Source organism: Pontibacter chitinilyticus (assembly GCF_039748935.1).
GTDB lineage: Bacteria > Bacteroidota > Bacteroidia > Cytophagales > Hymenobacteraceae > Pontibacter > Pontibacter chitinilyticus.
Map to the genome: position 1 here is coordinate 23,087 of NZ_JBDIZJ010000006.1, position 20,277 is coordinate 43,363.

Annotated in this window: 15 protein-coding genes; 5 read left to right on the plus strand and 10 right to left on the minus strand. The window is 46.1% G+C overall.

Annotated features, from left to right (window positions below; genetic code table 11):
* Window positions 1–414: 414 nt before the first annotated feature.
* The 5 genes from ABDW72_RS10970 to ABDW72_RS10990 all read right to left on the minus strand — a co-directional run bounded on the left by ABDW72_RS10970 (window position 415) and on the right by ABDW72_RS10990 (window position 5,351).
* A complete protein-coding gene (locus tag ABDW72_RS10970) occupies window positions 415–675 on the minus strand; it encodes a hypothetical protein (protein ID WP_347158606.1) in 261 nt (86 codons plus the stop codon).
* Between the two features lie 244 nt (window positions 676–919).
* Window positions 920–2,005, minus strand: coding sequence for an ABC transporter permease (locus ABDW72_RS10975; protein ID WP_347158607.1), 1,086 nt, complete (start codon window positions 2,003–2,005; stop codon window positions 920–922).
* Window positions 2,002–3,384: an ABC transporter permease gene (locus tag ABDW72_RS10980; protein WP_347158608.1), complete on the minus strand. Its 1,383-nt coding sequence runs from the start codon at window positions 3,382–3,384 to the stop codon at window positions 2,002–2,004. Before ABDW72_RS10980 ends, ABDW72_RS10975 begins: the two co-directional genes overlap by 4 nt.
* 9 nt (window positions 3,385–3,393) lie before the next feature.
* Window positions 3,394–5,025 (minus strand): ABC transporter substrate-binding protein, encoded by a 1,632-nt coding sequence (locus tag ABDW72_RS10985; RefSeq protein WP_347158609.1) that lies wholly within the window; start codon window positions 5,023–5,025, stop codon window positions 3,394–3,396.
* Window positions 5,026–5,195: 170 nt separating this feature from the next.
* Window positions 5,196–5,351 carry a hypothetical protein gene (locus ABDW72_RS10990; protein WP_347158610.1) on the minus strand — a complete coding sequence of 52 codons (156 nt, stop codon included), beginning with the start codon at window positions 5,349–5,351 and terminating at the stop codon, window positions 5,196–5,198.
* Between the two features lie 343 nt (window positions 5,352–5,694).
* Here ABDW72_RS10990 and ABDW72_RS10995 point away from each other — a divergent pair, with 343 nt between their 5' ends.
* The 3 genes from ABDW72_RS10995 to ABDW72_RS11005 all read left to right on the plus strand — a co-directional run bounded on the left by ABDW72_RS10995 (window position 5,695) and on the right by ABDW72_RS11005 (window position 10,482).
* Window positions 5,695–7,182, plus strand: a complete 1,488-nt coding sequence (locus ABDW72_RS10995) for a hypothetical protein (RefSeq protein WP_347158611.1) — start codon at window positions 5,695–5,697, stop codon at window positions 7,180–7,182.
* A gap of 377 nt (window positions 7,183–7,559) precedes the next feature.
* On the plus strand, window positions 7,560–9,086 hold the full coding sequence (locus tag ABDW72_RS11000; protein ID WP_347158612.1) for a hypothetical protein: 1,527 nt from the start codon (window positions 7,560–7,562) through the stop codon (window positions 9,084–9,086).
* A gap of 67 nt (window positions 9,087–9,153) precedes the next feature.
* Window positions 9,154–10,482: an MFS transporter gene (locus tag ABDW72_RS11005; protein ID WP_347158613.1), complete on the plus strand. Its 1,329-nt coding sequence runs from the start codon at window positions 9,154–9,156 to the stop codon at window positions 10,480–10,482.
* A 30-nt stretch (window positions 10,483–10,512) separates the two neighbouring features.
* Here ABDW72_RS11005 and ABDW72_RS11010 read toward each other — a convergent pair whose 3' ends face one another.
* Together ABDW72_RS11010 and ABDW72_RS11015 are read right to left on the minus strand one after the other, a co-directional pair.
* Window positions 10,513–12,162: an amidohydrolase gene (locus tag ABDW72_RS11010; RefSeq protein WP_347158614.1), complete on the minus strand. Its 1,650-nt coding sequence runs from the start codon at window positions 12,160–12,162 to the stop codon at window positions 10,513–10,515.
* Between the two features lie 7 nt (window positions 12,163–12,169).
* Window positions 12,170–12,943: an AMP nucleosidase gene (locus ABDW72_RS11015; RefSeq protein ID WP_347158615.1), complete on the minus strand. Its 774-nt coding sequence runs from the start codon at window positions 12,941–12,943 to the stop codon at window positions 12,170–12,172.
* A 90-nt stretch (window positions 12,944–13,033) separates the two neighbouring features.
* Between ABDW72_RS11015 and ABDW72_RS11020 the strand changes: the two genes are divergently transcribed.
* Window positions 13,034–13,486: a type I restriction enzyme HsdR N-terminal domain-containing protein gene (locus tag ABDW72_RS11020; protein ID WP_347158616.1), complete on the plus strand. Its 453-nt coding sequence runs from the start codon at window positions 13,034–13,036 to the stop codon at window positions 13,484–13,486.
* Between the two features lie 22 nt (window positions 13,487–13,508).
* On the opposite strand, the gene ABDW72_RS11025 is transcribed toward ABDW72_RS11020, so the two are convergent.
* From ABDW72_RS11025 to ABDW72_RS11035, 3 genes are all read right to left on the minus strand, one after another.
* The gene (locus ABDW72_RS11025; protein WP_347158617.1) at window positions 13,509–15,383 is read right to left on the minus strand and encodes an LTA synthase family protein; all 1,875 of its coding nucleotides are present in this window, start codon (window positions 15,381–15,383) and stop codon (window positions 13,509–13,511) included.
* Between the two features lie 144 nt (window positions 15,384–15,527).
* Complete coding sequence (ald, locus tag ABDW72_RS11030; protein WP_347158618.1) at window positions 15,528–16,640, minus strand: alanine dehydrogenase; 1,113 nt, start codon at window positions 16,638–16,640, stop codon at window positions 15,528–15,530.
* A 262-nt stretch (window positions 16,641–16,902) separates the two neighbouring features.
* Window positions 16,903–17,643, minus strand: a complete 741-nt coding sequence (locus ABDW72_RS11035) for a DUF1573 domain-containing protein (RefSeq protein ID WP_347158619.1) — start codon at window positions 17,641–17,643, stop codon at window positions 16,903–16,905.
* A 196-nt stretch (window positions 17,644–17,839) separates the two neighbouring features.
* On the opposite strand from ABDW72_RS11035, the gene ABDW72_RS11040 reads away from it, so the two are divergent.
* A complete protein-coding gene (locus tag ABDW72_RS11040) occupies window positions 17,840–20,248 on the plus strand; it encodes an alpha-ketoacid dehydrogenase subunit alpha/beta (RefSeq protein WP_347158620.1) in 2,409 nt (802 codons plus the stop codon).
* Window positions 20,249–20,277: the final 29 nt, after the last annotated feature.

Here is a 20,277-nt window from a genome sequence, read left to right on the forward strand (position 1 = left end):
GAATTTTAAACACTAATTTAATGGTTTAAAAACAAAAAGACGTATTCTTTGATAATATTTTAATAAAGTGGCGTAAAAATTAACTATTGGTTTCAAACCGGAACTTATTGCTAGGAAGTACATTATCGCTACTCTTTTTGATTTTAGTTAGCCTTAAACTTTTCAGAAGAGCTTACATTCTATTGAGAATTTATTCCCAAATTCAGAGGTGTATTTTAAGTAACAAAAATTTCTTTGGTCTCAAACACGTGCAGTATAAATGTATACTGTGGCTGCTTGAAGGTCGACCTTACACTGCTACTTAAATAGCAAAAGCCCTGCAGTTAGTACTACAGGGCTTGTTGCCCACTAAACACAAACAACCAACAATCTAGTTTAATTAACTAATATCTGCTTTGCAGGAATTAAAGTAAATCAATATCTTATAAATGGCGTGTTGCAGATCGAAAGAAACTGCTCTGTTACGCCAACAAAGTAATCGCCAATAAAAATGCCTGCTCCGTTACTTACTGCATGTGTGCCTGCATTGTACGTAATGACACTACCATCAATGGTCGAGAAAGCTGTTAATTCTTCTTCCTGGAGGGTTTTCTTAGAAGCGCTTGAAGCCATGTGCTTGCCGGCAAAGCAAGCATCGGCTAACTGCTGTGGCAATTGAAGTAAGACATTGTTCATGTGACGATGGGGGTTTTAGGTTCTAACACATGACAATTTTAGTTATTCCTTAGGGGAACAAACAGGAATATTAATCGGCAAAAGTAACATGCTCCTGATTAGCCAAATCAAACTGTTTGTAGCTTATTGGCGATAAATAAAAGTTACTAAACTTATACCTTTTTTACTTATAAAGATACATTTAGCTCACATGAGCTTATAGAAAGTAATTTTAAAGTATGTAAAAAGCTATAAAGTAACATATTCAGCTTCGCTCTTTTCGCATGCTTTTGAGCATATAGTAGCTAAAAGTTTGCAATGCAAGCACCGTTAACGCTAAAAACCCGCCAGGAAAGACCACCAACCACCACGCAGATGTATTGGAACGTATACCTGCGATTGTCCTTCCCCAACTAATAATAGTGGGCGGAAGCCCTATTCCCAGAAAAGATAATGTTGATTCCAGCGTAAGAAGACCTGCCAGTGTAAAGCTGAAGGCTACAAGTGCGGGCCCTAAGATGTTGGGTAAAGCCTGCCGGATAAGTAACTGCGCATCCGAAAAGCCTAAACTATAACCTGCTTCCATGTAAGGCATCGCTTTCACTCCCAACATCTCGGCCCTGACTAAACGGGCAGTATGCGTCCAACTGCTAAGTGTTAAAACAACCGAAAGTAACATCACCGAAGGCGGCATAAAAGAAGCGAGCAGCAATATAAGTATAAGCCAGGGAACACTGGATACAATTTCAATGACCCGGATCACGCAGGCATCTAAGGGGAAATTTCTGCTATGTTTGGCCCAAGGCAGTTTTAACAGGAGCGGCCGCAGAAAGAGCCATGTTGCAATGCCAACAAGCGTAAACGCCAGCAAACTAATCCAAATACGACCGGCGTGTAAGGCAAGCTTTTGGAGGTGTAAGGGCACATAGAGCACCAGGTAAATGAAAGCGAACAGTAGAAGGAGCCAGAGCAGCAGGCTGCTCCTTTTATAGTGTAAGCGGTTGTCGCCAAAGTAACCAGCTGCGCTCCCTAGGGCTATACCTGCCAAGTTGGCGATCAACACGACAGGCACACTCATTAACAGGCCTGTACGGGCGCCATATAAAACTTCTGTGAGTACATCGCGCCCAAGAGCATCTGTGCCCAACCAGTGCGGTATAGCTTGGTCAGTTGCCTGCACAAATGGTGGCTGAAAGAGGTGGAACAAGTCCAGGTATCCGGGGGCATACGGCAGCGGCAGCCAGGGAACCGTAAATGCTAGTACAATAAAAAGCAGCAGGTATAAAGTAGCGATTCTAAAGGCTAACTTTTCCCGCCAAAGGGCTTGCACATCGTATAAAAGGCGCCTCATGAAGTCTGATACCTGATACGTGGATCGGCGTAGGCATAGCACAGATCCGCTAATACGTGTGAAAGTACTTTTAGCATTGCCACCACTAGTACGATCGCTACAATTACAGGGTAATCCCGTGCCTGAACGGATGTGATCAGCAGGCGCCCCATCCCCGGTATGGCAAATATTAACTCCACAACAACGGCTCCTGCTACAAGTCCAGGTAAAAAATCTGATAGCAAGGTGATCATAGGGAGCAGTGCGTTCCGGAGTACGTGCTTGCGAATAACTCGGGCATCTGGCAATCCTTTCGCCCGGGCAGTGCGCGTATACTCCATCCCCGCTGCATCTGCTAAAGCAGAATAGAACTGCGTAACCAGGTAAGGCAGGTGCGCGAGCGACAAGCAGCAAATGGGCAGTATCATATACGGGATCACATCAGCCATATGGGCCAGCCAATTTTGGTCAGTAGCTACAAACCCTAAGCCATACACCGGAAAAAGCTGGAGAAAAGCAGGGCTGGCGAAAAGGACCAGTAAAAGTAATGCCAGCACAAAAGCAGGAATACTATCGAGCACGAACAGAACCGGCAATAGCACCTTGCGCCATTTCATACCACTAGGCTGCACCAGTTTTATACTTAGCTCCAAAGCAAGCAATACTGTTAACAGCATACTTACCAGAAGGATGAAAAAGGTAGTGGAGCAAGCTTCCAGCAGGATAGAAGTGACGGCTGCATTATCACGCAACGAACTTCCAAAATCTCCTTTTAAAATTCCGGTGAGCCAATGCTGGTACTGGTTAGCCAGGCCATGCCAATGAAAAGAGGGGAGGAGGTACTGGAGCGAAATAGATCTCGGCTGTAATTCTCGTGTTTGCCGGAGCAAATCCAAGGCTAACGTTGAGGTAGGCATTTGTTTCTGTAGCTTTGTTGCTAGGGCTATTCTGTTGGAGGCATCTGTAGTTAACCCCTCTTGCAGAAAGTATGCGACTACAGATTTAGATTGATTAGAATCAGCACTTTGCCGTAGTAGCGACCACGTGCGCTGGTAAGCAACAGCATCTTTCCAACTCCCTGTTTCCCAAGCAAGCCGCTGCACCCATTGCCGCTCTCTTTCCGGAATTGACTTAATGACCGAATCGGGAAGGTCTACGCTGGATGTGACACTGAAATAGAAGAGTGGCAAATCCTGTCCTGTCCGGTGCAGGTACTCCTGATAAACCCTGGCCCTGTGCTGCGACGAACTTTTGGCGTAATAACTACTGCTCCCTTCCTGCAGAATACTTTCTGCGCCGTAAAAACCGGGCAACAGCTTGCTCAATATAAATACCAGCGTAGCGAGCAGCCACAGAACTGGTAAAGCAAAAAGAAGTCGCTTAAGCAGGTAATAGAGCATCAGCTGCTTTTATTTTTTTAATGTAAAAGCGCTTACATCATAATTTGGCGCCAGACCCGATATTTTAAGATTACCGAAACGCCGATGCACGGCCAGTCTATCCTTTTGATAATAAAGGGCAATAAAGGTTGCCTCATCCTGTAAGATCTCCTGCAATCTTTTCAGCAGGCGGGCTTTCGTCTGTTCATCTTTTGCTTCGTTATACTTGTCCAGCAAAGCATCACTTTCTGGCGTGCCAAAACCCGTGTAGTTACCTCCCTCATCAGCATATGCTGTGTAGAAGAGCGGCTTGAAGTCGAATACGAAGGGATTACCTGATAAAACGCGGAAGAACATTTCAAACTCATGTGCTTTAGCTTTCTGGCCGAACAAAGAGCTTTCCTGCGCCTGTAATGTAACGGGAATGCCTGCTTTGGCTGCGTCTTGCTGAAAAATTAAGGCTGAATTCTCGAATGCTGTGTTTCCGGCCCGGTAACTTAAATCAATGGTGAGTTGTTGTGGCTGCCCATTGCTCATCTTGTACCAGCCATTAGCCTTACGCTGCCAACCTGCTGCCTGCAACAATGCCGTAGCTTTTTGAAGGTTGTAGGTATAAGGCTTTAATTTCTTATTATAATAGGGGGTAATCGTTGGTGGTATAGGGCCTACCGTAGGTGTTGCGTACGATTGCTGCGATACCTTAATAAAGCTGTTAATATTTAATAAGTTCGCAATGGCCTGGCGCGTGCGCTTGTCTGAAAACTTAGGCAACCTGCTGTTTATACCAATGTAAGCAAACTCGTAGGAGTCAGGCGTATACAATGCATAAATTTTGGTAAAAGAACTGTCTGCTTTTAACTGGTTAAACTCAGCGGCCGGTATGTTCTCCAACACATCCAGTTGCCGGTTCTTGAGCGCTAACAGAGCTGTTGTATTATCTGGAATAACCTGGAAGTTGATTTGCAGCGGGTTGGCGGTTAATGAAGGTGTGTTAGGCCCTAACGTATTTCCCCACCAATTAGTCTTACGTTTTAGCAGCAGGTATTGCTCTGTAACCCATTTATCCAGTACATAGCCACCGCTACCCTGTAATACATCTTTGTCATGGGCATACCTGGCGCTATTATAATGCGCTGCGTAATTCTTAAGCGTTTCATTGTTTTCCAGCCTGGAGAGGTCACCAGTAAAGTCTGATACCTGAAAGGTGCGCAAAGCGCCTTCCGGATCAAAAAGGTAAGCAGGTAATATAAAAAAGTCACCAGTCAGCAACTCCATCTCAGGCGTAAAGCCGTCGCAAACCAATGTGAACTTCCGATTATCAGTTGAATCTATGCGAATGTCTCGTATAAATTCAACCTGCGGCTTCATTCGTTCATTGTTAAGCAAGGGTGCTTTTAGCACCTTAAGCGTAAAGGCAACATCTTGTGCCGTTACCGGACTGCCATTTGTCCACTGTGCTTCTTTCCTTAGCTTATAAGTAAAATAGGTCAGTGAATCCTGTTGTACCACTTCAGGCCGGGTTTCTACTAATGTAGGCTTGAGCTTATCATCAGCCAGATCAACCGTCATCAAACTTTGAAACAGTAAGTTGATGATCTGCAAAGACGGAGCAGAAGTATAACTTACCGGATTCAGCGTTTCTGGTTCTGCCGTCAGTCGCACCCGTACTTCTTCGGGAACCTGTTGAGGCTGGCTGCAAAAAGAAAGCGCTAGCAGTAAACAATAACCTAGTAAACGAATTTTCCTCATTTATTGGACCCTTTAGCAAATAGCTTTTAAGGGGCAAGTTAGGGAAAAGGCAGCAAGATTAATTAAGCGGCACCCTTCGAAATTTAATTATTGTTTTCGTTCCAGGTAGTTGTTCCTCCTAAAGTTGTTACTGTTTGTGTTGTTTCGCTGTCCTTAGACGATTTTTTTGTGTCCTTAGAAGTGCCAGGGTTTAACAAAGTAGTAAGGGCTACGATAATAGAAACAATAGCTGTTGTCATGATTGTTTTTGTTTAGGTTGAATATGAAACAAAGGTCGTAGTCAAGCCATGATTTATAAAGGAAGAAGTAATATAAAAAGTAACTATAAATGTTATAATTTTTTGCTTGCTAATCCTAATATTCTAATTGTAAATAGCTGTTAAACATAACTAAATTACTATATTATTTACTAGAATATTTGTTTAAGTAACATCGTATTCATGATTCTCACTAAACAAAATTAGGTATGATTTATTAAAATAATAAAGAAAAAGTTACGAAAAAGTAACATGTGTTTTTTTGTAAAATTATTTAACTTATTTTGGGTTTCTGTTTGTGAATTTATTACAACTGTATTAAAGAATGGAGGAATTAAAAGTTCTTGCTGGATTAGTAATACATCGCCTGAGTAATAAAGTTGTGTTACTGCAAGAAGGCGAACAATCAACAAAGGAGGGACTATTTGTTAAAGCCCTATTAAGTAATAATAATTTCAATGATTCTGATGTATCATTGAAGCTTTATGGATCAAACCCAAATGATCCTAAGTACAAAATGCTTAAGTATAGGTTAAAGAACAAACTGTATAATAATCTATTCTTTATCGATTATAATAAAATTAAATTTAAAATAATTTATCAAAAAGAACAGGAGTGCATTCAACTACTTCATCATGCTAACCTGTTGTTTAGACAAGACGAACTTAGTTTAGCTACTTCATTAGCAAAGAAGATTTTAAATGTTTCTCAACAATATGAATTTACTAATATAAGCATTTCAGCATTAGAAATACTACTTAGATGTTACTTTGACAGTGGCAACCTTAAATTGTATCAAAGTATCGATAAGAAGTTAAGAAGGCTGATAGAAATAAAATCTTATGAAGCGCAGGCAGTTTCATTATATGGGTTGCTAAGGCTTCAATTCAAAAAATCAGTTAAGATGCGCAAGAACTACATGGATATATTAACTGATTCCTTGCATAAACTTGAAAAACTCTGGAACACTGCACACACGTTCGAGACTTTTAACTCCTACTACAAAGCGTATATGATGTATTATGAAATGATAGGTGATTTCAACGGCATCATTAAGCTAACAGTTTTATCAGAAAAGTGGCTAGAAGAAAATAAAATAAACCGGTTAAGATTTGAAGCAAATTACAATAAATTTATACTAGTTTATGCGCACCTTCGAGCTAAGAAGTATGCAGAAGGGCTCTACTATGCACAGCAATACTTAGAGGTATTTATGTCAAATACTTTTAACAGGTTTGCTTACAATGAAAACTACTTTTTACTTACAATTCATTCTAAAAATTATCTTTTAGCTGAAAGCATCCTTTCAAAAATATTGAATGATTCTGGCTTTGAAAAACTCAATCAGGCATCGAAAGAAAGATGGAAACTATATAGTGCCTATTTTGGGGTTGTTTACCCAGGGAATTCATTTCAATCCACTATTAATGTAAATACAAACCCATATCTGCTATCATTGCCTGAGTATAGTAAAGATAAACAAGGGTTTAATGTTGCTATACTTATACTTCAGTTTATACACTTCCTAAGGAAGCATGATGTGGAAGCCCTGCTATATAGAATTGAAAGTTTAAAAAAATATATAAATACCCATTTAAAAGATACTTTTAGCCTTCGGAGCAAAACATTCCTCAAACTTTTGATCTTAACAGTAACAGAGGACTTTGATGTAGAGGCTTGTAAAACCAAAGGAGAAAAGTTGTATCAAAAACTGATAGACACACCTGCTCCAGGTGATGCTTTTGCCGAAATTGAAATTGTACCCTATGAGCATTTGTGGGAGCTGATACTGAACATTATTAAGGAAAAGTAGAAGAACAGATTTATTTCTAAGATGATCAACTAAGATATGGTATTAAGGTGGTGGTTTCGATTTATATGTTATTTTATCTATTAGTAAGGCAGCAGGCTTTAAGTATAAATTAGAGGCGAAAAATAGATGCATGTGAAACATTAGTAACAATATAGAAGGACTATTTTGAGGTATTTGAGAGGTGAAAGTGCTGACCGAGACCGCCCTTATACAAGGTTGCTACTTCTCGAGCTAAAAGAAGAAGTAAACATTAAAGCAGTTGGACAGAAGAGTAAAAATTTACTAATGAAGCAATCAAAAGGGTGTGATCCTGGGAGCACAGGTGCAGAACTGGCAATTTATACTTGTATGCACATGTGGGAGTGTGTTTTGCCTAAATGTCAGGAAAGAAAGGGCGTTCGATTTTAGCTATGGATGATCTTAAACAACTTGTTAAGCTTGTTTCATCCAGATTAGGCAAAGGCTCCCCTGTCATAAATCAGCAGGATGATGTTAGCTTAGAGGGGAAGCTTTTTCAAGCTATCAGCAACGGAACTGTATCTTCAGATGCAGAGGCAAGTTCCTTGCTTTATGGAGATAGTGCTATTACGCCAAATTACCGCATGCTAAAGTCTCGCCTGCGGAAGAAAGTGCTTAATTCTGTATTCTTTTTAGAGTACCTAGAACAAGATAAACTTAAAGTCTGCTTTAAAGAAACCCATGATTGTCAGCACCTGCTTTATTTAGCTCAAAGACTTACAGATTTTGGGGCCTTTAAAACTGCTGCCAAATTAGTAGAACAGGCCTTGGTCATCGCTAATTCAGCCGAATTAGTGCCGCAGATTATCAAAGCTTTAGAAGTACAACGGATGTTGTACCTGGTATTGAATGATAAACGTAATTTCCCCCTGATCAATGAAAAGTTACGAAAATATTATCAGTTAGAGGACCTGGAGCGGAAGGCGGATGCTTTATTTTGTGATGCTAGGTTTGAGCTTAAAGGTAGTGTTAGTGCCCGAAGAAGTTTTCTTACCAAATTCCCCAAAATAATAGAAGAGGTCAAGGCATTATGGGAGCAATCGTTGTTATCTAAAGTTTATGGGTACTATCATCAGCTAAATATAAGCTGGTATGAGCTAAATGGAGATTATGAAGGGTTATACCAGCAGTTAGAACAAACAGAAAAGCTTGTGCATGAAGGCAAACTGAACATTATATGGGTAAATGTAAAGTTCAATAACTTCATGAAAGTTTATGCCTGTTTAAGAACTTCCCAGTTTGAACAAGGATTATCATTTGCGGAAGAACATTTAAGGGATTATGAGCCATATGGAATAAACTGGTTTTCCTTTATTGAAAATTATATCCAATTAGCTTTGTACACTAAGCAGTATACTTTGGCTGCGGAGCTACTAAAGAAGGTCCTGAATAATAGCTATTTCAGTGCTTTAACCAGTAGCAGAAAAGAACTTTGGGAGTTGCACAGGAGGTACATGCAGTTCGTTTTCTCTCAAGCATGCAAAGAGCATGAATATGGCTTTTTGAAGCAGAAGATTGCAGAATTAAAAGAGCTGAGTACGGATAAAGAAGGAGCTAATCTAGCTATAATCATTATCCAGTTCCTCGAATCAATTGCTGCAGACAAGTATGAATTGCTTGAAGTACAATATGAACGAGTTGGGAAGTACATTACCAAATATCTCAGAGGAGATAAAGCCGAGCGGCCAAGAACATTTCTAAGGCTCTTGCTTTTGGTTTTAAAAGGTAGCGGAAACTATAAATATGTAGCACAAAAATGTAAACCTTTGTTAGAAAAGCTTGTTGCGGCCAAAAAAACTGAAAACGCTTTTGCCGAATATGAGTTAGTGCCTTATGAGCACCTATGGGAATTAGTACTACACCTGCTGCAGCGGCAGAAGGGGTGAGCAATAGCAGGTATAAAGTATAAGCAGCTGCCGATAGTAGGGAAGAGAGATTTTGCTATATTTCGGTATGCAAAAGAACAATCCCGCCACTACCAGAGCCTGGTGCTTTTACGATTGGGCCAACTCCGTCTATTCACTGGTTATCACGTCAACCATTTTCCCTATTTACTATAGTGCCGTGGCCAGAAATACCGATGGTACTTCCATCGTTGATTTTCTAGGAATGCGGCTGGAGAGTTCGGTGCTTTTCTCATACGCAGTTTCTGCTTCGTTTCTCATCATTGCATCTCTTAGCCCTGTTTTGACCTCTATAGCTGACTTTAGCGGGCAAAAAAAACTGTTTATGCAGCTGTTCTGTTACCTGGGATCCCTGTCATGCGTTGGCTTATACTTCTTTACCAGAGAGACATTCACCTTGTCGGTTATACTTTTTGTACTGGCTTCGATCGGCTATAGTGGCAGCATCGTGTTTTATAATGCTTACCTGCCGGAAATTGCCACTGAGGATCAGTTTGACAAGTTAAGCGCGCGGGGCTTTGCCATGGGGTATATTGGTAGTGTGCTGCTGCTGATCTTTAACCTTGCCATGATACTGCAGCCGGAGTGGTTTGGCATTGCGCCTACCAACACCAGTTTGCCGCCGCGCATTGCTTTCCTGAGCACCGGCTTGTGGTGGTTTGGCTTTGCGCAGTATACGTTCTATCACCTACCGGGCAATGTATACCACCGGAAACCCCAGGGCAGCTGGATACTGAATGGCTTTAAAGAACTGCAGAAGGTGATGGCCCAGGTGAAGCAGTTGCCGTTGCTAAAGCGTTTCCTGCTGGCTTATTTCTTCTACAACATGGGCGTTCAGACAGTGATGTATGTCGCTACTATATTCGGAATAGAGGAGCTGAGGCTGCCTGATGACGCACTCATCCTCACCATCCTGATTATACAATTGGTCGCTATTGGTGGGGCCTACGCTTTTGCTGCACTTTCTAAGAAGTTCGGAAACATACGGGCCCTGATTGTAGCGGTGGTGATCTGGATTGGCGTCTGTGTCGGCGCTTACTTTATCCGGGGGCAGTTCGACTTTTACGTACTGGCCGCTGTCGTGGGCTCCGTCATGGGAGGCGTCCAGTCGCTGTCGCGGTCTACTTATTCCAAACTAATTCCCGCCACGGCAATAGATCATGCCGCATACTTCAGCTTTTATGACGTAACAGAAAAAATTTCGATTGTACTCGGCACATTGGCTTACGGGGCTATTGCCCAGTTTACCGGCTCCATGCGCAACAGCGTGCTGGCCCTGGTCATGTTTTTTGTGGTCGGGCTGATATTTCTGTCGATGGTGCGGTGGAGCAAAACCATGATGCCCGGCAGTATCAGTAAAGCAAAAGCTTCGCTCTAAGTATAAGTTCTTTGTAAGTATAAGCCGAATCTATTTTTTGTACACGAGTTTGCCATCGATATAGGTGCGTAATACTTGGGTGCCGCGCATCTGTTCCGGTGCTATTGTCATCAGGTCCCGGTCTACAAGTATAAAATCAGCAAATTTGCCTTTCTCGATGCTTCCTTTCTCTTTTTCCTCAAAGTTAGACCTGGCAGCCCAGATCGTCATACCGCGCAAAGTCTGTTCGCGGCTGAGCGCATTCTCCATCTGAAAACCGCCTGCCGGATAGTTCTTCGCGTCTTGGCGGGCCACTGCCGCATGAAAGGTATAGAAGGGGTTAATGCTTTCGACCGGAAAGTCGGTGCCCAGTGCCAGGTAGCCATTCTGCTTCAGCAGTTCTTCATAGGGGTAAGCATGCTTGAGGCGTTGGCTGCCCAGCCTGTCGCCGGCCCAGTACATATCGGAGGTGGCATGCGTTGGCTGAACAGAAGGAATGATACTGAATTTCCCGAACTTGTCCATGTCTGCCGGATCAACGATCTGCGCATGCTCAATGCGCCAGCGCTTGTCGTTTTTGCCGTGCAGTACCTCCCCGTAGATGTCCAGCAACAGCCGGTTAGCAGAGTCGCCGATAGCGTGGGTGTTCATCTGAAAACCATGCTCGTTTAGCTGCTGCGCGATGTCTCTGAATTCCTGTTTAGAAGAAAGCAGAAAGCCATAATGACCTGCTTTGTCTGCATACGGTTTCAAAAGATCAGCTCCCCGGGAGCCCAGCGCACCATCCGCATAAATTTTAAAGGAGCGGACATTCAGGCGGTCTGTTTTGTAAGGGCCATTCTTAAAGTAGTAGGCTTTGTTCGCCTGGCTTGGGTTCAGCATGGCGTATACCCGCATCTGCAGGTCACCCTGTTGCTGCATGGCATCTATGAGTGCCACCGTGGCTTTGTCCAGCCCGGCTTCGTCTACGGTGGTCAGGCCAACGGCGAAGCAGTTTTTTTCTGCACTTTGAAGGGCCGCGCGTTGCTCCGCCTCCGATGGCGCCGGAATCTTCTCTGCCACCAGATCAACAGCATTATCTATCAGGATTCCTGTCATCCGGCCATGGGCCACCTCCACAACGCCGCCCACCATGGTTGTTTGGGGCGTGATACCTGCCAATTCCAGTGCTTTCTGGTTTACCAGGGCAGCATGGCCATCGATCCGCGTGAGTATAACCGGTGTTTCCGGAAACAGCTGGTCGAGGGTGTCGTTGGTTGGGAATTCCTTTACCATCCAGTCGTTCTGATCCCAGCCGCGACCCGTAATCCATGCGGTGTTCGGGTATTTTTCCCGCTGCGCCACCACTTGCTGCACTACGTCTTTAAAGGAAAGGGTGCCTTCCAGATCGGCTGACTGCAGGCCCAAGCCATAGCGGTAGAAATGGGTGTGGGCATCAATCAGACCGGGATAAATCGTCTTCCCTTCAGCGTCCAGCTCCTCAGAGGCTTTATACTTCTGCCGGATGGCAGCGCTGGTGCCCACTTCAATGATCTTTCCATCCTTCACGGCAAAAGCCTCGGCCTTATCGAAAGCATCATTTACCGTGTACACGTTGCCATTGTATACCAGCAGGTCGGCTGGTTGCGTGCTGGTACAGCTGCTAAAAAAGACGCCGCCAAATAGTATGGCGGCGGCAAAGGTTTCACTGAATTTCTTCATGTATACGTTATTCAAAGCGCATGTGCTTTACTGATTCGCCGGAGTTGATCAGCTCGAGCAAAGAATCAATGCCGATGCTCAGGTGCTTCTCCACATACGAGGTAGTTACCAGTTTATCACTCTCAGAAGTTTTCACCCCTTCCGGGATCATGGGGTTGTCGGATACCAGCAGGAGGGCGCCATGCGGAATCTCATTGATAAAGCCAACGGTAAAGATCGTGGCTGTCTCCATGTCAACGCCCATCGCCCGGATCTGGCGCAGGTATTCTTTAAAGTCCTCGTCGTGCTCCCACACGCGGCGGTTGGTGGTATACACCGTGCCCGTCCAGTAGTCCATCTCATGCTTCTTGATCATGGAAGACACGGCCCGTTGCAGGCGGAAGGAGGGAAGCGCCGGGATTTCAGAGGGCATGTAATCGTCGGAAGTACCTTCGCCCCGGATGGCTGCAATCGGCAGGATCAGGTCGCCGATCTGTGTTTTCTTTTTCAAGCCACCACATTTGCCCAAAAAGAGGGCTGCTTTTGGCTTGATAGCCGAGAGCAGATCCATGACAGTAGCCGCCATGGCGCTGCCCATACCAAAGTTGATAATGGTAATATTGTTTGCCGTCGCCGACTGCATCGGTTTGTCCAGACCTCTGATCTCCACTCCGAAGCGGTCGGCAAACATGCGTACGTAATTTATAAAGTTGGTTAGCAGGATATACTCTCCAAATTCATCCAGGGCAACACCCGTGTAGCGGGGCAACCAATCGTTAACAATCTCTTCTTTCGTCTTCATGGGAATAAATATAGGTAATAAGCTATAAAAAAGCCGCCCTGGCAGCCAAAAACGGCTAGGCGGTGCAGCAAAAAAGCATACATTTGCAGGATGGAAAGGCTCAATCTGCCACCTTACGACTACAAAATTAGTAATTCCGGCACCAATTCCCTGATTTTTGATGTGCTTCGGAAAAAATATGTCGTTTTAACCCCCGAAGAATGGGTGCGCCAGCACGTCGTACATTACCTGATTAGCCACCTTCATTACCCCAAAAGTCTCATCAGCATTGAGCGGGGCACCAGCTATAATAAGTTGCAGAAGCGCACCGACCTCTGCGTTTACAACAGCGAAGGCAAACCTCATTTATTAATAGAGTGCAAAGCAGCCTATGTACCTGTTACGCAGGAAGTGCTCAAGCAGGTATCTGTTTACAACCAGACGCTCAAGGCCAAGTATGTGGCCATAACCAATGGCAAACAGCATTACTGCTGGCAGGTTGATCATGCTACAAGAAGTTACACGCCACTGCAGGAGATCCCTTCCTTTGAAGCGCTGGCGTAGTTGCTGATTTACCACTTATACTTTATGGTTGCCTGCTCGGGTATAGCTTGTTTTTGATCAGCCCATTTCTGAAATACTGCACGTATGCTTTCAGCCGCTCTCCTTGCCGGGCAGCCGCGGGAGCGGGGGCTAATTCCGGGAAAGTATAAAAGTGCAGTTCATCCATTGCTGTCAGTTCTGTTACGCCCTGTTGCTCTACCATAAAATAGGAATTGCCGTTGTAAAACAGCGCGCGGCCGGTACCCGCTGTATCAAGTACCGACTGACCAAAGGGCAAGACCTTATCTGTCGGGAGGCGCAGATAGTCCAGCACCGTAGGAGGGATGTCCGCCTGCTGCACCACGCGACTTCGGTCTATATTTTCAAACTGTTGGCCCGGGTGAAACAGCAGCAGGGGCACCCGATAGTGACCCAGCTCGTTCTGATAAGCCGGAGCCGTACTCATTTGCGTATGATCGGCCGTAAGTATAAAGAGCGTGTGCGGGTACCAGGGCTGCTTTGAAGCTGTTTGGAAGAACCTGCGCAGCGCATAATCCGCATACCCGATGGATTCCTCAATCTCGATCTCGCCTTTCGGAAATTTGCCTTTAAAATTGTCTGGAATAGTATAAGGCTGGTGGGAGCTCAATGTAAACAAAGTGGCCAGGAACGGCTGTTTAAAACCACTGAGCTGATGCGCCACATACTGCAGGTAGGGCTCGTCGAAAATGCCCCACTGGCCGTCATAGTCATTTTCCCGCAAATCGGAGGGGTATTCATCTAGCCCATAGTAAGCCTGCATGCCGGCCAGCTTCGCAAAATTGTTAAAGCCCATCGTGCCGTTGGCTCCCCCATGGAAAAAGGCCGTTTGGTAGCCTGCCTTCTGTAGGATGGTGCCCAGGCCATAAAGGGTATTCGACTGATAGGCCGACGTGATGTATGGCTGCTGCATCAACGACGGAATGCCCGCCAGCACCGATGGCACTGCCTCAATAGACTTGCGCCCGTTGGCAAAGGCATTCTGAAACAGCAGGCCCTGTGTCGCCAGCGAGTCCAGGAAGGGCGTATAGCCTTTGCCGTTGTTCAGGGCGCCAATGTATTCGGCGGCAAAGCTTTCCAGTATGATGATGACCACGTTATCTTTTCGGGGTGGCCCGACTGGCGTTTTATACTTGTTCAGGTCAAAGGGCAGCGCTGCCAGGGCAGCGGTATCGGAGGCAAAATAATGCTTGGGCTCCAGCTTGGGCTGCCCGATGCTTTTGATAAAAGTGAAAGGGCTGTTTAGCGTCAGGTGGCCAAGTTCGGCGGGTTGAATGACAAAGGCGTGGCTTACCCGGAGCGGTTTGAGCTGCATTCCTCCCCGAATGGCGACCACGGCCATGCCGCCTATGAGCAACAGGCGCAGTGACCGCCATAGCACCCGGGGCTGTTTAGGCGCCAAGGCCGGCGCTGTAGGGTATAGTAGGGCTAGCAGTACCAGCAGCACCACAAGAGCGAGCACCAGGTACCAGTAGTGCCCGATGAGCTGACCGAACTGATCCGCGATGTCATTGGTAATGGTGAAGATCTCGTTTGAAGAGCGTTTGCCAATGAACTTAAAGTACTCCACATCCATCAGATTCAGAGCAATGAACGGAGCGTTTGTGAACAGGTAGAGTACTTTCAGCAGCCGTTGGTAGCCGGGATGCAGTGTATTGCCAAGCGGCAGCACCGACAGCAGGATAAAAGGAGCGTTGATGATGGTAAGCGCCGACAGGTCGAAGCGAAGGCCGTGCAGAAAAGCCTGCAGTGTAGGCCCGGCCCCGGCGTCCGCAAAGGTGCTGTAGTTAAAGCCATAGAACAGCAGCCGCAGCAGTGTATACAGCCCCATCAGCAGGCCAAGTCTTTTCAGCAGCAACTTAACAGAAATATCAATCATGAAGAAAAATGCTTTTGGATCAAAAGGCAAGTATAAAGTTGTCTCAAGGCAAAGATACGGCTAAAAAGCAACCAACATAAAAGCGCCTTTCCAACAGCTGTCAGAAAGGCGCTTTCAGGTATGATCCTATACTTGTTGCGTATACTATAATACGTCCGCTACCGGTGTATATTCTAAATTAAAGGCTTCAGCAACACCTTTGTATACTACTTTGCCTTTGACCACGTTCAGGCCTTTTTTCAATTCTTCATTCTCTGCACAGGCTTTCTGCCAGCCTTTGTTGGCCAGTTGAATGGCGTACGGAAGGGTGGCATTGTTCAGGGCGAGAGTAGAAGTATATGGTACGGCACCCGGCATGTTGGCTACGCAGTAATGCACCACGTTGTCAATGATGTAGGTTGGGTTTTCGTGTGTAGTAGGTGTACAAGTCTCAATACAGCCGCCCTGGTCTACTGCTACGTCCACCACTACGGTGCCGGGGCGCATTTCCTGCAGCATGTCGCGCGTGATCAGGTGTGGTGCTTTAGCGCCAGGGATCAGCACAGCACCAATGATCAGGTCGTGCGTTGGCAGCAGTTCGCGGATGTTGTACTCGTTCGACATGAAGGTGTTCACGTTGGCCGGCATGATGTCATCCAGGTAGCGCAGGCGCTGCAGGTTGTTATCCATAATGGTTACGTCGGCACCCATACCCGAAGCAATTTTAGCTGCATTGGTACCAACCACGCCACCGCCCAGGATCAGCACTTTGGCCGGACGCACGCCCGGTACGCCACCCAGCAGGATACCACGGCCTTTCAGCGGCTTCTCCAGGTACTTGGCACCTTCCTGCACCGCCATACGGCCGGCAACTTCTGACATTGGCACAAGCAGCGGCAGGCTACGATCCGCTTTTTCTACTGTTTCGTAGGCCAGGCAAACCGCTTTGCGTTCGATCATAGCGTTTGTAAGCGGCTCGTAAGAAGCAAAGTGGAAGTAAGTAAATAATAATTGGTCTTCCTTGATCAGCCGGTACTCGGACTCGATCGGCTCCTTCACCTTGATGATCATTTCGGCAATGGCATATACTTCTTCAATGCTCGGAAGCACGGTGGCTCCTGCTTTGGTATACTCTTCGTCAGCAAAGCCGCTGCCGTCGCCGGCAGTAGTCTGCACGTACACCTTATGGCCGTTGCGCACCAGCTCAATTACGCCGGACGGGGTGACACCCACCCGGTTTTCGTTATTCTTGATCTCCTTAGGAACACCAATTATCATGTTATTATGCGTTTTGTTTTGAAAGCTGCGCAAAGATACTATAACTAACCTGAAATAAAAGCTGAAAGCCAGAAGGCAAATTTAAAGTAAACCCCACGGGCGGAAGGCCGTTAAAGTAGTGCAACAATCAACCGTTGCAGCCGCTAAAGCAGAAGGTATAAAATGAAAAAAGGCAGCGATAAAATCACTGCCATTAGTACAAAATAAAACTATGAAAAAAACTGTCTGAAAGAAACGGCCTGTGGGCCTTCCTTTCTATATTTTAAGGTGCTTTTGCCTCCACCACATTCGCTTTTAACGTTAGCCGGAGGTTAGGCATCACTATATCATTTGAAAAAACCTTTACCTGTTCGTTTTGCTCCTTTAACACGGCAGGAATGTAGGTTAGTTCCAAAGTTGCTGTTTGTCCTGCTTTTATTGCCGGCTCAGAAACACGGTAACTTACGCAGTTGCAGGCTGATTGGATTCCACGTACAATCAGGTCCTGCCGACCTGCATTCATGATGCGGAACGTAGCTACTGCTTTTTGTCCTTTTTCAAGTTCTCCAAAGCTATAACTTGTACTTCCAACTGCCAAACGCGGCGACAAACTTTTTTGTTCCGGAGTATAATTTGTTTTTTTATCAACGGGTTCTACAGTGCCTTTTATGTACAAAACATGTGTAGGCGTGGCAGCATTCGAGGTTACAGTAACAGATTTATTAAACGGGCCCGGTCGGCCTGTGCTGTTATAGATAGTCCTGATAAAGCCGATCTTACCCGGTTGCAGGGGAGTTTTGGTCCAATCAGGTGTGGTGCAACCACAGGATGCCTGCACATTGGATATTACCACGGGCTTATCGCCATTATTTCGTATTCTGAAAACAAAGGTAGCCTGCGTTCCTTCGGCAACAGTTCCGAAATCGTGCATATCATACTCATACTCCAGCACACCTTGTGCCTTAACCGTATAATCAGCAAAAATCAGGCACAAAAACGCCAAAAGGCAAAGCTTTGTTTTCATAAACAAGAAAAAAGCAAATAAGTTAATTTAAGAACTGTTTGCAAGCACCAGTGACAACAAAGATAGACAATCTTTCGTCAAAATGACACTTACTGCTGAATACTAAGAGAGGCTTGAAAGGGCACTGAATTTGAATTAAGGGTAATTATGCCTACTTTTGGCTGTAAAACATTCCTTTCGACTATACTGAGAAAACATGCAAACTGCTGAAGCATCTATCACTCAAAAAATAACGACCGAAGACATCCTGAATGATTACAGAATCGGGTGGGAGAGCCGGCAGGCAAGTTTGGCAGGCCGGAAAGAGGTGTTTATGGGCAAGGCAAAATTCGGTATTTTCGGCGATGGCAAAGAGGTAGCACAGCTAGCCATGGCCAAGTTCTTCCAGCCCGGCGACTTCCGTTCCGGCTACTACCGCGACCAGACCTTTATGTTTGCCATTGGGGAATTGACCCTGCAACAGTATTTTGCACAACTTTATGCGCATCCAGCTGTCACAGCCGATCCTTCTACTGCCGGTCGCTCGATGAACGGCCACTTTGGTACCCGCCTGCTCGATGAGGAAGGCCAATGGAAAGACCTTGCCCGGCAGAAAAACTCCAGTGCCGATATTTCGCCGACAGCCGGGCAGATGCCACGCCTTGTGGGACTGGCTTATGCTTCCAAGCTTTACCGCCAGAACCCAGGCCTGCAAAGTATGACAAACTTTTCTGTGAATGGCAATGAGGTTGCTTTTGGCACCATCGGCAATGCTTCTACCTCAGAAGGTGTGTTTTTTGAAGCGATTAACGCGGCCGGCGTACTGCAGATCCCAATGTTGGTTTCTGTGTGGGATGATGGCTATGGCATTTCAGTACCTGCGGAATACCAGACGACAAAAGGCAGCATTTCGGAGATACTGGCAGGCTTTCAGCGGAATGGGGAGGAAGAACAAGGCTATGAAATTTTCAAAGTAAAAGGCTGGGACTACATTGCCCTCTGCGAGACATATGAAGCTGCCGCACGCGTTTGCCGGGAGCAGCATGTGCCGGTGCTGGTGCATGTAGAAGAGCTGACACAGCCACAGGGGCACTCCACGTCTGGCTCGCATGAACGCTATAAATCGAAAGAACGCCTGGAGTGGGAGGGCGAATATGACTGCCTTAAAAAGATGCGAGAATGGCTACTGGAGAGTGGCCTGGCTACTGCCGTACAACTGGATGTGATGGAGGCGGAAGCCCGCGAAACCGTACGTTTAGCCCGCAGTGCTGCCTGGAACGAGTTCACCACTGAAATTAAAACGGACCAGGAAGAAGCATTGCGGCTTCTGGACAAACTGGCAAATAGCAGCGACCAGATTACCAAACTAGCCACTATCACCGAGGAACTGCGGAAAACGGTAAACCCAATCCGCAGCGATGCTGTCAGAACTGTGCGGAAGGCCCTACGCTATGTGCGGGAGGAACGAAGTGAAGCCAAGCGCGAACTGATTGGCTGGCTGGAGCAGACGCAAGGAGAGAATGCCGAACGGTTTAACTCTTATTTGTACAGCCAGTCGGAGGATTCTGTGTTGCAAGTGGAGGAAGTAAAGCCTGAATTTGATGAAAATGCGCCGCTTATAGATGGACGTGAGGTGCTGCAGGCCTGCTTTGATGCCATGCTGTCCCGCGACCCGCGCGTTTTTGCCATCGGAGAAGACGTGGGCCGCATCGGCGACGTGAACCAGGCCTTTGCCGGGCTGCAGGAGAAGTATGGCGAGCTAAGGGTAACAGACACAGGCATACGCGAGTGTACGATTATCGGCCAGGGTATAGGAGCCGCTTTGCGCGGTCTGCGCCCTATTGCCGAGATACAGTACCTGGATTATCTGCTGTATGCCATCCAAATTTTATCGGATGACCTGGCTTGCCTGCAGTACCGTACCAAAGGCGGACAGAAAGCTCCGTTGATCGTGCGTACCCGTGGGCACCGCCTCGAAGGCATCTGGCATTCGGGTTCTCCTATTGGAATGGTCATCAATGCTTTACGAGGCATGCATGTGCTTGTACCCCGGGATATGACCAGGGCCGCCGGATTTTATAATACTTTGTTGAAAGGCGATGAGCCGGCACTTGTGATCGAGTGCCTGAACGGCTATCGCCTGAAAGAGCAGCTTCCCAGCAATATTGGCGAGTATACCTTGCCCCTTGGGCGGCCGGACGTGCTGAAGGAAGGTACCGATATCACAATCGTGACCTATGGGTCCATGTGCCGCATTGTGATGGAGGCGGCCCGGCAACTAGAGGAATTTGGCATTTCGGCAGAGGTAATGGACGTGCAAACCTTGCTGCCTTTTGACCTGGAGCACCTGATCACGGACTCAATCCGTAAAACCAACCGCGTGTTGTTTGCTGATGAAGACGTGCCGGGAGGTGCCACCGCCTTTATGATGCAGCAGGTTATTGACGTGCAGGGAGCCTACCGCTGGCTCGACTCAAAGCCACAATGCCTGTCTGCCCAGCCACACCGCCCGGCGTATTCTTCTGATGGGGATTACTTCTCAAAACCAAACGTGGAGGATGTTTTTGAGTCTGTTTATGAGATTCTGCATGAGGCTAACCCAGAACTTTACCCGCTCATCTACTAAATTTAGAGCCACATCAAGTATAAAAGAAA

What these genes read in the sequence shown, in the direction of transcription:
- ABDW72_RS10990 (WP_347158610.1), bottom strand. Translation starts at nt 5,351, where the DNA reads ATGACAACAGCTATTGTTTCTATTATCGTAGCCCTTACTACTTTGTTA.
- ABDW72_RS10995 (WP_347158611.1), top strand. Translation starts at nt 5,695, where the DNA reads ATGGAGGAATTAAAAGTTCTTGCTGGATTAGTAATACATCGCCTGAGT.
- ald (WP_347158618.1), bottom strand. Translation starts at nt 16,640, where the DNA reads ATGATAATTGGTGTTCCTAAGGAGATCAAGAATAACGAAAACCGGGTG.
- ABDW72_RS11040 (WP_347158620.1), top strand. Translation starts at nt 17,840, where the DNA reads ATGCAAACTGCTGAAGCATCTATCACTCAAAAAATAACGACCGAAGAC.
- ABDW72_RS11010 (WP_347158614.1), bottom strand. Translation starts at nt 12,162, where the DNA reads ATGAAGAAATTCAGTGAAACCTTTGCCGCCGCCATACTATTTGGCGGC.
- ABDW72_RS11000 (WP_347158612.1), top strand. Translation starts at nt 7,560, where the DNA reads ATGTCAGGAAAGAAAGGGCGTTCGATTTTAGCTATGGATGATCTTAAA.
- ABDW72_RS11015 (WP_347158615.1), bottom strand. Translation starts at nt 12,943, where the DNA reads ATGAAGACGAAAGAAGAGATTGTTAACGATTGGTTGCCCCGCTACACG.
- ABDW72_RS11005 (WP_347158613.1), top strand. Translation starts at nt 9,154, where the DNA reads ATGCAAAAGAACAATCCCGCCACTACCAGAGCCTGGTGCTTTTACGAT.
- ABDW72_RS11025 (WP_347158617.1), bottom strand. Translation starts at nt 15,383, where the DNA reads ATGATTGATATTTCTGTTAAGTTGCTGCTGAAAAGACTTGGCCTGCTG.
- ABDW72_RS10970 (WP_347158606.1), bottom strand. Translation starts at nt 675, where the DNA reads ATGAACAATGTCTTACTTCAATTGCCACAGCAGTTAGCCGATGCTTGC.
- ABDW72_RS11035 (WP_347158619.1), bottom strand. Translation starts at nt 17,643, where the DNA reads ATGAAAACAAAGCTTTGCCTTTTGGCGTTTTTGTGCCTGATTTTTGCT.
- ABDW72_RS10975 (WP_347158607.1), bottom strand. Translation starts at nt 2,005, where the DNA reads ATGAGGCGCCTTTTATACGATGTGCAAGCCCTTTGGCGGGAAAAGTTA.
- ABDW72_RS11020 (WP_347158616.1), top strand. Translation starts at nt 13,034, where the DNA reads ATGGAAAGGCTCAATCTGCCACCTTACGACTACAAAATTAGTAATTCC.
- ABDW72_RS10980 (WP_347158608.1), bottom strand. Translation starts at nt 3,384, where the DNA reads ATGCTCTATTACCTGCTTAAGCGACTTCTTTTTGCTTTACCAGTTCTG.